12 protein-coding genes and 1 pseudogene are annotated in these 12,857 nt (G+C 34.7%); 12 read left to right on the top strand and 1 reads right to left on the bottom strand.

The window, feature by feature from the left end; translation table 11 throughout:
- Nucleotides 1–32: 32 nt before the first annotated feature.
- Nucleotides 33–1,337, bottom strand: a complete 1,305-nt coding sequence (locus NST14_RS03245; RefSeq protein ID WP_000880454.1) for a CitMHS family transporter — start codon at nucleotides 1,335–1,337, stop codon at nucleotides 33–35.
- A 252-nt stretch (nucleotides 1,338–1,589) separates the two neighbouring features.
- On the opposite strand from NST14_RS03245, the gene NST14_RS03250 reads away from it, so the two are divergent.
- The 12 genes and pseudogenes from NST14_RS03250 (at nucleotide 1,590) to NST14_RS03305 (ending at nucleotide 12,813) form a co-directional block, all read left to right on the top strand.
- Nucleotides 1,590–1,844, top strand: coding sequence for a hypothetical protein (locus tag NST14_RS03250; protein WP_000857644.1), 255 nt, complete (start codon nucleotides 1,590–1,592; stop codon nucleotides 1,842–1,844).
- 131 nt (nucleotides 1,845–1,975) lie between these two features.
- Nucleotides 1,976–2,479, top strand: coding sequence for a nitrous oxide reductase accessory protein NosL (locus NST14_RS03255; protein WP_001259405.1), 504 nt, complete (start codon nucleotides 1,976–1,978; stop codon nucleotides 2,477–2,479).
- A gap of 289 nt (nucleotides 2,480–2,768) precedes the next feature.
- Complete coding sequence (locus NST14_RS03260) at nucleotides 2,769–3,641, top strand: ankyrin repeat domain-containing protein (RefSeq protein ID WP_002163759.1); 873 nt, start codon at nucleotides 2,769–2,771, stop codon at nucleotides 3,639–3,641.
- A gap of 147 nt (nucleotides 3,642–3,788) precedes the next feature.
- A pseudogene (locus tag NST14_RS03265) lies at nucleotides 3,789–4,461 on the top strand (GNAT family N-acetyltransferase).
- Nucleotides 4,462–4,768: 307 nt separating this feature from the next.
- Entirely contained in the window at nucleotides 4,769–5,335 is a 567-nt protein-coding gene (locus NST14_RS03270; RefSeq protein ID WP_229143115.1) for a glycerol-3-phosphate responsive antiterminator, read from the top strand.
- Nucleotides 5,332–6,429 carry an ABC transporter ATP-binding protein gene (locus NST14_RS03275; protein ID WP_000571386.1) on the top strand — a complete coding sequence of 366 codons (1,098 nt, stop codon included), beginning with the start codon at nucleotides 5,332–5,334 and terminating at the stop codon, nucleotides 6,427–6,429. The genes NST14_RS03270 and NST14_RS03275 overlap by 4 nt, the downstream gene beginning before the upstream one ends.
- Complete coding sequence (locus NST14_RS03280; protein WP_073536205.1) at nucleotides 6,429–7,361, top strand: carbohydrate ABC transporter permease; 933 nt, start codon at nucleotides 6,429–6,431, stop codon at nucleotides 7,359–7,361. Before NST14_RS03275 ends, NST14_RS03280 begins: the two co-directional genes overlap by 1 nt.
- Nucleotides 7,358–8,179, top strand: coding sequence for a carbohydrate ABC transporter permease (locus tag NST14_RS03285; protein ID WP_000635931.1), 822 nt, complete (start codon nucleotides 7,358–7,360; stop codon nucleotides 8,177–8,179). Before NST14_RS03280 ends, NST14_RS03285 begins: the two co-directional genes overlap by 4 nt.
- Before the next feature lie 21 nt (nucleotides 8,180–8,200).
- A complete protein-coding gene (locus NST14_RS03290) occupies nucleotides 8,201–9,577 on the top strand; it encodes an ABC transporter substrate-binding protein (RefSeq protein ID WP_000060596.1) in 1,377 nt (458 codons plus the stop codon).
- A 400-nt stretch (nucleotides 9,578–9,977) separates the two neighbouring features.
- The gene (locus NST14_RS03295; protein ID WP_048558075.1) at nucleotides 9,978–10,682 is read left to right on the top strand and encodes a metallophosphoesterase family protein; all 705 of its coding nucleotides are present in this window, start codon (nucleotides 9,978–9,980) and stop codon (nucleotides 10,680–10,682) included.
- Nucleotides 10,683–10,894: 212 nt separating this feature from the next.
- On the top strand, nucleotides 10,895–11,566 hold the full coding sequence (locus NST14_RS03300; protein ID WP_048558074.1) for a response regulator transcription factor: 672 nt from the start codon (nucleotides 10,895–10,897) through the stop codon (nucleotides 11,564–11,566).
- Nucleotides 11,563–12,813 (top strand): sensor histidine kinase, encoded by a 1,251-nt coding sequence (locus NST14_RS03305; RefSeq protein ID WP_098487502.1) that lies wholly within the window; start codon nucleotides 11,563–11,565, stop codon nucleotides 12,811–12,813. Before NST14_RS03300 ends, NST14_RS03305 begins: the two co-directional genes overlap by 4 nt.
- The last annotated feature ends 44 nt before the right edge of the window (nucleotides 12,814–12,857 follow it).

Genomic DNA, 12,857 nt, shown 5'->3' on the forward strand with positions numbered 1-12,857 from the left:
AGAGGATATATGTCCGCTACTGTTTTTTTATTTTATATTGGAATAACCCCAATTAAAATTCCAGTAATCAACATGACCATTGTCGTTCCAACTGCCCACAATAAAGTAAAACGTTGATGTTCACCAAAATCAACCTTTGCCATCCCAACTAATAAATAAGTGGATGCAACAAGAGGGCTTAATAAGTGAACAGGTTGCCCGAGTAAGGAAGCGCGTCCCATTTCAGCTGCACTAATTCCATAGGTAGCAGCAGCTTTCGTTAAAATAGGTAGTACACCGAAGTAAAATGCATCATTGGACATGAAGAATGTGAATGGCATACTAAGAAGTGCTGTAATAATTGGTAATTGTGGGCCAAGAGCATCTGGTATAAGAGTTACTACACTTTTAGCCATTGCATCTACCATTTTTGTTCCTGATAAAATTCCAGTGAAAATCCCAGCGGCAAATACGAGAGAAACAACTGCTAATACGTTTCCTGCGTGAGAAGCAATACGCTCTTTCTGTTGCTCTAAGTTCGGATAGTTAATCATAACAGCAATAGCGAAAGCGATTGTAAATAAAACAGGTAATGGCATAACTTCTAGTATAAGACAGACAAGTAAGGTAGCAGTTAATAAAAAGTTAATCCATAGAAGTTTAGGGCGCTTATGAACAGCAGCTTCTACTGTTGCAGCTTGCTCATCTGTTGTTTGCATTTGTTTTAAATATTGTATATCCATAATTCCTAAACGTTTTCTTTCTTTTTTTCCAAGATAGTAAGCAACGAAAACTACCCAAAGTGCACCAGCAATCATTCCTGGTATAAGTGGTGTAAAGAGCTCTGATGCGTCTAGTCCAAGTGCACTCATAACACGAGCTGTCGGTCCACCCCACGGTGTAAGATTTGTCACGCCTGCACCTAACATAACAACCCCAGCTAATATAAGTGGATTCATTCCAAGGCGTTTATATAGTGGGTACATTGCGGAAACAGTAATCATATACGTTGTCGTTCCATCCCCATCTAATGAAACGATAATTGTAAGAATCGCTGTACCAACAACAATTTTTAAAGGATCTCCTTTTACAAATTTCAAAATCCTACTAATGACAGGATCAAATAAACCGCTATCAATCATAATTCCAAAATATAAAATAGCAAACATAAGCATAATACCAGTAGGTGCTAGTTTTTGAATGCCCTCTAACATCATAGGTCCCATGTTTGCATAAAATCCTCCAATTAATGCGAACGTAATTGGAATTAATATTAATGCTACTAGTGCTGACATACGTTTTGTCATAATTAAAAACATAAAGACAAATACCATTGCAAATCCAAGTAGTGCTAACATGTAATCTCCCCCTCAAAAATGATTGCGCTTTCAAAATAAAATAAAAATTCAGAAAAAGGTTTTTTGTTTATCATAAAAGCATCTATTTGAATGGTAAATAATTTGAAAAATAACATCATTAGAAGCATAATTTTTATTTTGGTCATTTTGTTCACGGGAGTTAATTTGAATTTTTAAAAAGTAAGCTGCTCTCCATAAGAATGGTAGAATAAGATGACAATATTGAAGTGTGAAATAGGGAGTAGATTTTATATGAAAACAAGAATGGAAGAGATTTGTAGTTCTTATGAAGGAAAAGTAGAAGAGATTTTTGTTAATGAATCTTCTTACGTATATGAGTGGGAAAAATTAATGATGATCCGAAAAAATAACGGTGAACTTGAAAAGGTTGCAGTCGGCATCAGTGGAAATATAAGATTAGTAAATGTAGTTGTTGGGCAGCAAATTCATACAGATACATTATTAATTAAAATAGAAGATGATTTAGTAATTACAGGTTGTGAATGATGAGAGGTGTGTAGAGAGGACTACACATCTTTTTTGTTCCATATATTACAAAAGACACATCATTTTTTCACAAATCGCACACAAGTTTTTGATATGCTCCTTGTAGAAGATACGGTTAGGGAGGAAATACAATGAGAACAAAGTATGTGATGCTTGCTATATGCTTATTCTTTGTCTTTACAATTGTAGGATGTGGTAAGAAACAAGCAGAGGCTGTGGCAATTGATGAGAAGCATGATAAGTGTGATATTTGCCAAATTGGGGTAATGGATAATCAATTTGCAACAGAAATCATTTTAGAAAATGGAAAAGCATTAAAGTTTGATGATATCGGTTGTATGTATAAATGGATGGAGATTAATCCAGGTGAAAAGACGAAAGAAAAATTTGTTCGAGATTATGATTCGAAAGATTGGGTTTCGTTAGAAGACGCTACTTATGTATATGATAAAACAATTACAACACCAATGGCTTATAATGTCATTTCATTTAAAAACAAAAAAGATGCAAAGAGCTTTGTATCTAACTATAAGGGGAAAGTTCTCTCGTATAAAGAGCTAGCAGAGCATAAATGGGAAATGAATAAAGAAATGATGGGGAACACGAAAAAGGGAAATCACGGTGGGCATCATTAATACTAGAAAAAGACAACTGCATAGTTGTCTTTTTCTAGTATTATTCAGGTGCAAATATAGAAAAGGTGTAAAATTTTTAGAAGAACGGTTACAATGGAATGTAGTGACCTAAAGCAACCATGTATGTACTTTTTAGAAATGTATACAAATGCGGTGAAAACGTGCTAAACTAATTGCTTCATAATGCTAATGATGAGGCCATCAGGCGTATCATTCCAATAGGTTGAGAAACATCATATAAGTTTAAGATAATCCAATTAAAGAAGGAATATAAAGTGCTTATGGATAAATGTACTCAAGAAGAGTTATTGTATGTGATGGAGGAATGGTTAAGAAAACATTATCTTTCATAGGAGCTGTAGTTGTGAGAAAACAAAAAATTTTATTATGTATGTTATTAGGACTTTTAATGACGGTAGTGGCTTGCGATAAGCAAGAAGAGCCAGAATCGAAACCGGTTCATGTGAAAAACGAAAAGAAACAAGAGAAGCATAAAGAACAGGAAGAATCTAAAGAAGAAAAAAGTATAAATTTAATGGACAAACAGTTGCTACTTTCTGCCACTCTTGGAGACACAGAAACAGCTATGAAGTTGATTCAAGATGGAGCGAATATAAATGTAGAAGGTGACAACGGAGAAACACCTGTCCTTGCAGCAACGTACCAAAATCATGTAGAGACAGTGAAAGCATTAATTGGTGCAGGTGCTAATATTGAAATTAAAGATGAGAAACAAAGTAATCCACTTCTTTATGCGAGTAGAGAAGGATATACGGATATTGTAAAAGTATTAATTAATGCAGGAGTTAATACGAAAGAAACGACTAAGTCAGGTGGAACAGCACTTATTTCTGCATCTGAGCGTGGCCATGTAGAGGTCGTAAAAGAATTGTTAGAGCATACAGATATTGATGTCAATTATAAAAATGCTCGTGGTGGAACAGCTTTAGTAGAAGCAATTGTATTAGGAAATGGTAGTGAAAATCACAAGAAAGTAATTCAAATGCTTATTGACCACGGGGCAGATGTAAATATGGCCAATAAGGAAAATATTACGCCACTGCAATATGCTGAAAAAAGAGGTTTTAAAGATATTGCAAATATGTTGAGGGTAGCTGGAGCGAATGAAGTAGTACAGCCACAACCGCAACCGGTAGAATAACAAGTATGAAATAATCCCATTTAGATAGACAGAATGAAGAAGTCATTGAGTATGATGGATTCAGTAATGTGTATGTAAATGGGATTTTTGTTTTGGGCATGAAAAATAGATTATGAATGGTATATGGAGTAACTAAGGAGAATATAAATGAGGCTCTCAGAACTTGATTTAATAGCAATTCAGGTAGAGGTTTTATTTGTTCATAATCAAGTAGGAAAAAATGAAATATGTAAATGAACAAGGAAATCCGAAAGCACCACGCTGTTTTCTTGGCAGAACTCGTGAAGGGAGTATAACGAGATATCATTGTGATCTGGATGATGAAACGGTAGGTAAGATTGAGAAATTAATTCGAGAACCTTCAAATCATATAGAGATAGCAAAGATTATCCATGTATTAAATGAAGAAAGAACAGTAAAAAATATTTGGATGGGCCCTGCTTTCATGTTCTCTAATAATTTACATAAGCCAACTAGAACAATACAGATAACAGAGAAGAATAAAGAGCTTTTGCGAGAAAATTTTCCTAATCTAATAGAACAGATGGATTGGAGGCAACCTTACTTTGCAATTGTAAAAAATGAAAAGGTAGTTTCTATATGTTGCAGTGCTAGGAGTACACCTGTAGCTGCTGAGGCGAGTGTGGAAACTTTAGCGGAGAATGGGTATGGTACTGATTTTGTTACAGCCTGGGCGATATCAATACAAGAAGAAAACCGCATTTCACTTTATAGTACTTCTTGGGATAATTATGCCTCACAAGAAGTTGCGAGAAAACTAAAATTGATTAACTATGGAATGAATTTGCATATTACTTGAATTTTAAAGATAGTTGTTTGCTGTTTGGGGTTATTCGTATATCTAGATTAATGTTAAGAAAATATGGTGAATATTAACATTCGATTAACAGCTAATTAACAATCTATCAAAACTGACTTAATAAATGCATACTATAGTAAAGGTAACAAAATAACTAGGGTAGAGAACATTTGAGAACACCCGCTTACATATAACGTGCCACTTTCTTAGGTGTGCTCTATTCCCTAGAGTTCAAATAAGGAGAAAGGTGTTCTATGTAAGTAGGTGTTTTTAGTTTGGATAAAAACAGAAAAGCTAGGTGGAATGAATGTTTAAAGAACCTTATATTGCGATGATAAAGGATTGGAAAGGATACAACACATACAAAAAATTAACGAAAACAGTTTTTCTTATGACGGGTTCAATGCTGGAGTTACCAGAGCGTGTATATGAATTACAGAAACATGGACATGATGTCTTTCTTCATTGTGATTTTATACAAGGTTTAAATACGAATACAGAGGAAGCACTTTTGTATATTCAAGACGTTATCGGAGCACAAGGTATTATTTCAACAAAAGGATCGACAATTCGAAATGCCAATAAAATTGGATTAAAAACGATCCAACGTATTTTTATTGTCGATACTTTATCTCTTACAAAATCAATTGAAAATTGTAAAACGACTAAACCGAATGCAGTAGAGATTATGCCTGGTATTATGCCTTCCATTATTAAGCAGTTAGCAGAGGAAATAGAATTTCCTATCATTGCAGGCGGACTGATTCAAACACGAGAAGATGCGGAAATTGCTATTCGTGCAGGCGCAAGTGCAATTTCAACGAGTCATTATGAAGTATGGATACAAGAAGAAAAAAGGAGTGCAACTTTGTGATTGAATTGAAAAATGTTTCAAAGGTATATAAAAATGCAGAAGAGACAGCGGTTAAGGGGGTATCGGTTCACATTAAAAAGGGTGAGTTTTTTGTTTTAGTTGGGCCTTCAGGATGTGGGAAAAGCACATTATTACGAATGATCGCTGGCCTAGAAGAAATTTCTTCGGGGGATTTAATTATTAATGAACGTGTTGCAAATGATTTAGAGCCGAAAGATCGTAATCTATCAATGGTATTTCAAAATTATGCACTATACCCACACTTATCTGTAGAAGAAAATATTTTATTTGGACTTAAGGTAAGGAAAGTACAAAAAGAAGAGCGGCAAAAGAGATTAATGGAAGCTATTGAAATGGTAGGGCTGAAAGAGTATGTGAAAATGAAACCAGGTCAATTATCAGGTGGACAAAGACAGCGTGTTGCGCTTGCTAGAGCGATTGTGAGCCAAGCACCGATTTGTTTAATGGATGAACCACTTTCGAATTTAGACGCGAAATTACGTGCGCAAATGAGAATTGAAATTAGAGAAATTCAGCAGCGTTTAGGAATTACAATGATTTACGTTACTCATGATCAAATAGAGGCGATGACTATGGGAGATCGCATCATGGTTTTAAATAAAGGAAGCATACAGCAAGTTGGAACACCGCTTGACATCTATAACGAACCAGCAAATGAATTTGTTGCAAGTTTTATAGGGTCTCCTTCGATGAATATAAATGATGGAGAAGTAAACAAAGAAAAAGGTGTATTACATATAGGGCAATTGCAAATTCCGTTATCTATTGGACAGTTAAAGCAATTACCGGAAGGAATAATTCGCATAGGCATGCGTCCTGAGCATATTGCCCTGTCTGAGGAAGGACAAGAAGTTACGCTACAATCTGTAGAAGTATTAGGCAACGAATCTATATTAAACTTCGCAATAAATGGAACAACTTGGAGTGCAAAAGTCATTGGACAGCTAATCCTGAACAAAGGTGACAAAGTAAAATTATTATTCTCACAAGATAAGTTATGCTTCTTTCATCAAAATACGAATGAACGATTAAAAGTGGTAGCTGAAGAAGAGTTGAAAGTGGTGGCGAAATAATGATTGAAGTAGGCAAGTTACCAGCCCAAGCAAAGGTGGCAAAAAAGAAGAATTTATGGAGTAGAACGAAAGATTTAAGAATAGGATTATTATTTTTAGCGCCATCTATTTTATTGTTCTCGATTTTTCTTTTTTATCCATTATTTAGGACGATTTACTATAGCTTTTATTTAACAGATATACACGGAGAAGCTAATCTTTTCGTTGGCTTAGAAAATTATCAATACTTATTTTCTGATCCTGCTTTCTACAAAAGCATAAAGTCAACTTTATTATTTGTTGTATATACAGTGCCTACGAGTATTATACTCGCTTTATTTCTTGCATTGATTGCAAACGGAAAGGTAAGAGGTATTGGGTTATTTCGAGTTCTGTTTTCTTCGACAATGGGAATATCAGTAGCTGCTAGTGCGGTGATTTGGTTATTTTTATTTCATCCAAGTGTCGGGTTATTCAATAATATATTAGCTTCTATGAATTTTCCTGCAATTGCATGGTTAACGAGTCCGGACTGGGCACTATTCTCTGTATCAGTTACAACGGTTTGGGTGAATACAGGATTTGCATTTTTAGTTATATTAGGTGGTTTACAAAATATTGATACGTCTTTATATGAGAGTGCATCTATAGATGGTGCTAGCTATTTATATAAGCTTCGTCGTGTTACATTACCGATGCTATCACCAACTTTATTCTTTATCGTGACAGTAACGTTAATTAGTGCGTTCCAAAGCTTTGGACAGATTGATATTTTAACGCACGGTGGACCAAATGATGCAACAAATTTAATTGTATATTCGATTTATAAAGAGGCATTTGTGAATCATCAATTTGGGACAGCAAGTGCACAAGCGATGGTACTATTTGTTTTCATTTTCATTGCTACATTACTTCAATTTAAGTTTGCTGAGAGAAAGGTGCATTATAAATGATCGTTAAACAGTGGAAACAAAATTTCCTGCTATACATGCTGCTCATAATTAGTGCAGTAATGGTATTTTTTCCTGTGCTGTATGCGTTTTTAATAAGCTTTATGACACCAGACGATATTCAAATGAGAAGGATATTTCCAACTCAATTTACTTTTGATAATTTCATTAATATTTTTCAAAAAGTACCACTTTTTACATATTTATATAACAGCTTAGTTGTATCGACAGTTGTTATGATTGGACAACTTATCGTGTCAAGCTTAGCGGCGTATGCTTTTGTCTTTCTTCAGTTTAAGGGAAGAAATCTTATTTTTTTCCTGTTTATTTCAACGATGCTTATTCCGTGGGAAGCGACGATGGTACCTAACTTTTTAACGATTCAAAACTTTGGCTGGATCAATAGTTTCGCTGGGATGACAGTGCCGTTTTTTGCAACAGCTTTCGGTATTTTCTTGTTACGCCAACATTTTATGACACTTCCGAATGAACTGAAAGAAGCTGCTTTTATTGAAGGGATTGGAAATGTAAGATTTTTGTTCAGCGTTGTAATTCCGTATTGTAAAACGAGTTTTATTACGCTTGGCGTATATAGTTTTTTAACAACATGGAATATGTACTTATGGCCACTTTTAGTGACCACTGATGAAAAGGTAAGAACAGTTCAAATTGGTGTGAAGCAGCTTCAATCTCAAGAAGTTGCAACTGATTGGGGAAGCGTAATGGCTGGCGTTACGGTTATCGTTATACCAACATTGATTCTATTATTTTTAGGACAAAAGCAATTACAACAAGGATTAACAAAAGGTGCAATTAAATAACTAAGAGAAGGTGAGATTAAAATGAGTCTAGTTAAAAAAGGTGCTGCTCTATTAATGGTAGCAACAATGGCATTATCTAGTGCTGCTTGTTCAAATAGTAAAACAGAGGGAAAACCTGAAGCACAGGCAAAAGTAGCACCAGTTGAAAAAAATGGTGATAAAACGGTAATTCGTTTTTGGCATGCGATGGGTGGAAAAACACAAGGTGTACTAGATGGGCTTGTTGCAGACTATAATAAGTCACAAAATAAATATGAGATAAAGGCAGAGTTCCAAGGGACATATGAAGAGTCTTTAACGAAATTTAAAACGATGTCTGCTACGAAAGAAGCGCCAGCTCTTGTTCAGTCGAGTGAAATTACAACAAAATATATGATTGATAGTAAAAAGATTACGCCAATTGATAGTTGGATAAAAAAAGATAAGTACGATACTTCAAAGCTGGAAAAAGCAATTACAAATTATTATTCAGTTGATGGAAAAATGTATTCTATGCCATTTAATTCATCTACACCAGTATTAATTTATAATAAAGATGCTTTTGCAAAGGCGGGCTTAGATCCAGAGAAAGCTCCAAAAACATATGCGGAATTGCAAGAAGCAGCGAAAAAGTTAACGATTAAAGAAGGCGGAAATGTAAAACAATATGGATTTTCAATGCTGAATTATGGTTGGTTCTTTGAGGAATTGTTAGCGACACAAGGCGCTTTATATGTAGATAATGAAAATGGTCGTAAAGATGCTGCAAAGAAAGCTGTATTTAACGGTAAAGAAGGACAGAAAGTATTTGGGATGCTAGATGAGTTAAATAAAGCTGGTGCACTAGGAAAGTATGGAGCAAGTTGGGATGATATTCGTGCCGCGTTCCAGTCTGGACAAGTTGCTATGTATTTAGATTCTTCAGCTGGTGTTCGCGACTTAATTGATGCATCTAAGTTTAATGTAGGCGTTTCATATATTCCATATCCAGAGGATTCGAAACAAAATGGTGTTGTTATTGGAGGAGCATCATTATGGATGACGAATATGGTTTCAGAAGAAACACAACAAGGTGCTTGGGACTTTATGAAATATTTAACGAAGCCAGACGTACAAGCAAAATGGCATACTGCAACAGGTTATTTCTCTATTAATCCGGATGCATATAATGAACCATTAGTAAAAGAGCAATATGAAAAATATCCACAGTTGAAAGTAACCGTAGATCAATTGCAAGCGACGAAACAATCTCCAGCAACACAAGGTGCTTTAATTAGTGTATTCCCAGAATCACGAGATGCAGTTGTAAAAGCATTAGAAGCAATGTATGACGGGAAGAATAGTAAAGAAGCGTTAGATGAAGCTGCCAAAGCGACAGATAGAGCAATTAGCATTTCAGCTCGTACGAGTCAAAAATAAGAGAAAGCCGTATCCGAAAAAGGATACGGCTTTCTTTAGGAGATAAGGGATCAAAAAAATGAAGAAGTCTTATCTCTTTTATATGAGTAAAGGGTCTAGAATGAATCTTGTCCTTTTCATTATTTGTTTAACTCCATTGCAACTTGTTTGCCATTTACGAAAACCTCTGCCACTGCTACCATAACTTCCATCACTTTTTTCATATCTCATCTCTCCTTGTTTTTTGTTTCATTTCTTACTTTTAGTATAAGGAAATATAGCAATCGCAACTATCGAATTGAATGACAAGAGACTTACATTGTTGTAAGGATAATCGTTGTATCTGTAATAAATACGGTTTTAAAATACAATTCTGAAGTTTCTGTCGTTTTGAATTATAATTAGAAAGAGGGGTGATAATATGAAAAGAATTCTTGTTATTAGTGATATTCATGGCGAAATAAAAAAGTTCGAACAGTTATTAGAAGAAGCTCAATACGATGCAAAAAAGGATCAACTAATTTTATTAGGGGATTATGTAGATCGTGGTCCAAATGCACGTGCAGTAATTGAAAGGGTAAAAGAGTTAAAAGAAGATGGAGCCCTCGTTCTAAAGGGAAATCATGAAGATATGATGATTAAGGCGTTAACGACTGATGAGGAACGTTCATGGAACCATTGGGTAAAAAGGAATGGTGGAGATAAGACATTATATAGCTATGGATTTGTAGAAGAAGATATTGTAGTTAATGAGGAAGACTTCCAAAAACCAATTTTACAATCGCATGTTTTAGAAGATCATGTAAAGTTTATTCAAGAATTAGATCATTACATTGAAACAGAAGAGTACATATTTGTACATGCTGGTGTTGAGCCTATGAAACGAGTTTCTGAATGTGAACCATATACGTTAATGTGGATCCGTAATGAGTTTCATAATGGATATAGTGGCGAAAAGGTTGTTGTATTTGGCCATACGGAAACAAAAATGCTTCACGGTAGTGAGAATTGTGGCGTGTATTTTGGTAGTAATCGAATTATTGGAATTGATGGCGGGGCTGTGTATGGTGGTCAGCTAAATTGTTTGGAATTGCCAAGTAAAAAGGTATATGTAGTAAAAAATTGAAAGAGATAAGGGAAATCTTATTTCTTTCAATTTTTTATTAAGCTAAATTTAAGAAAGAGTCTTTATAATTAATCTTTAAAATTCTGTATCAAGAAAAAGTGTAGAAAGAACGAATTAAAAATGAAGTTACAGAATATAATGATATTCTTTTGTTAGGAAAAGCAGGAATGTGATTATAAATAGAATCGAACGATATGGTGGAAGGTGAGAATATGCGCTTACTCGTAGTAGAAGATAATGCTTCGTTATTAGAGTCTATCGTACAAATTTTGCGTGATGAATTTGAAGTAGATACAGCATTGAATGGAGAAGAGGGGTTATTTCTAGCGTTACAAAATATATATGATGCAATTTTGCTTGATGTGATGATGCCAGAGATGGATGGTTTTGAAGTAATTCAAAGAATACGTGATGAAAAGATTGAAACACCAGTCCTGTTTTTAACAGCGAGAGATTCTTTAGAAGATCGGGTGAAGGGATTGGACTTTGGTGGAGATGACTATATCGTTAAGCCATTTCAGGCCCCTGAATTAAAAGCGAGAATTCGTGCTTTACTACGCAGAAGTGGTAGTTTAACAACAAAGCAGACTATTCGATATAAAGGGATTGAACTGTTCGGAAAAGATAAAGATGTTCAAGTAGATGGACAAAGTATGAAGCTAACATTAAAACAATATGAGCTTCTAGAGTATCTTATTCAAAATAGCGGAAAGATTTTAATGAGGGAACAAATTTTTGATCGTGTTTGGGGATTTGATTCAGATACGACAGTGGCAATTGTAGAAGTGTATGTACATCATTTACGTAAAAAATTAGAGCCATTCGGTTATCAGAAAGATATTCAAACTGTTCGAGGTATTGGATATATATTAAAAGAACAATGAAAAAGGGAAGTATGTTTCAGAAGACGCGTATTCGATTGACTATATTGAATTCATTAGTATTTATCATTTTGATAGGCGTATTAGGTAGTATCATTTATTCTTACACATATAAGCGTATTTATAGTGGAGTAAATGAATCGATAGAAAAAGCCGTTCAACATAGAAAGAATGCAGATGATAAAAAACTACCTAAAAAAATTAGAGGATATCCTCCAATTGGGGATCCAAGGATAATGGAGTTAACTTGGCTTGGAAACACGGTGGAGATAGATATTGAAAACGGCAAACGTCGTTTTATTTTTGAAGACAATTTGGAAAAGTTTTCTCCAAAGAAATTAGGAACTTTGCAAGATGTAGAAGTACAAGGACAATATTTTAGAATATTTTCATTTCAAAAAGATGCAAAAATAGTTCAAATTGCAAGGGATATAACAGCTGAAAAAGAAATGTTACATACTTTATTTTTAATTCTTGTGATAGGTTGTAGCGTAGGAAGTTTATGTGCAATCGGTATCGGCTTTTTCTTAGCTGGCAGGGCACTCGTACCCATTCAAAATTCATGGGAAAAACAGCAGCAATTCGTTTCTGATGCGTCACATGAACTAAGGACACCGCTTGCAGTTATTCAATCAAAAACAGATGTTTTATTCCAGTCACCATCCGCTACGATAGAAGAAAAAGCGATGGATATTTCTACAATTTCAAAAGAATGTAGGCGGTTATCAAAACTCGTTAGTAATTTATTATTGCTAGCACGTTCTGATTCTAATCAAATTGAGATGGATAAGAAAACATTTGAACTCGATAAATTGTTAGAGGAAATAGTAGCTCCATATAAGGAGATTGCTTCTTATCAAGAAAAAGAAATGATACTAAAAGTAGAACGTGGCGTATCTTTTATGGGTGATAGAGAGCGGATTCATCAAATGATGGTCATACTGTTAGATAATGCGATGAAGTATACGAACGAAGGCGGGCAGATTCAAATCAATTGCACGCAAACGAGTAGTTCAATTCGTATACAGGTGAAAGATGACGGGATAGGAGTGAAAGAAGAAGATATTCCGAAATTATTTGATCGTTTTTATCAAGGGGATAAAGCAAGAAGTACGTCAGAAGGAGCTGGATTAGGTCTTTCAATCGCAAATTGGATTGTAGAAAAACATTACGGAAAAATATCAGTAGAGAGCAAATGGGAAGAGGGCACTTGTTTTGAAGTGATTTTCCCTAAACACCAAAGAATATAAGTGAGAAGACGATCTTGTTTTTACAAGGTCGTCTTTTTTTAAGG

Origin of the sequence: Bacillus sp. FSL W8-0519, assembly GCF_038005585.1 — a bacterium.
GTDB lineage: Bacteria > Bacillota > Bacilli > Bacillales > Bacillaceae_G > Bacillus_A > Bacillus_A paranthracis.

Coding starts and splice junctions, on each gene's coding strand:
- NST14_RS03245 (WP_000880454.1), bottom strand. CDS start 1,337: ATGTTAGCACTACTTGGATTTGCAATGGTATTTGTCTTTATGTTTTTA.
- NST14_RS03250 (WP_000857644.1), top strand. CDS start 1,590: ATGAAAACAAGAATGGAAGAGATTTGTAGTTCTTATGAAGGAAAAGTA.
- NST14_RS03255 (WP_001259405.1), top strand. CDS start 1,976: ATGAGAACAAAGTATGTGATGCTTGCTATATGCTTATTCTTTGTCTTT.
- NST14_RS03260 (WP_002163759.1), top strand. CDS start 2,769: ATGTACTCAAGAAGAGTTATTGTATGTGATGGAGGAATGGTTAAGAAA.
- NST14_RS03270 (WP_229143115.1), top strand. CDS start 4,769: ATGTTTAAAGAACCTTATATTGCGATGATAAAGGATTGGAAAGGATAC.
- NST14_RS03280 (WP_073536205.1), top strand. CDS start 6,429: ATGATTGAAGTAGGCAAGTTACCAGCCCAAGCAAAGGTGGCAAAAAAG.
- NST14_RS03285 (WP_000635931.1), top strand. CDS start 7,358: ATGATCGTTAAACAGTGGAAACAAAATTTCCTGCTATACATGCTGCTC.
- NST14_RS03290 (WP_000060596.1), top strand. CDS start 8,201: ATGAGTCTAGTTAAAAAAGGTGCTGCTCTATTAATGGTAGCAACAATG.
- NST14_RS03295 (WP_048558075.1), top strand. CDS start 9,978: ATGAAAAGAATTCTTGTTATTAGTGATATTCATGGCGAAATAAAAAAG.
- NST14_RS03300 (WP_048558074.1), top strand. CDS start 10,895: ATGCGCTTACTCGTAGTAGAAGATAATGCTTCGTTATTAGAGTCTATC.
- NST14_RS03305 (WP_098487502.1), top strand. CDS start 11,563: ATGAAAAAGGGAAGTATGTTTCAGAAGACGCGTATTCGATTGACTATA.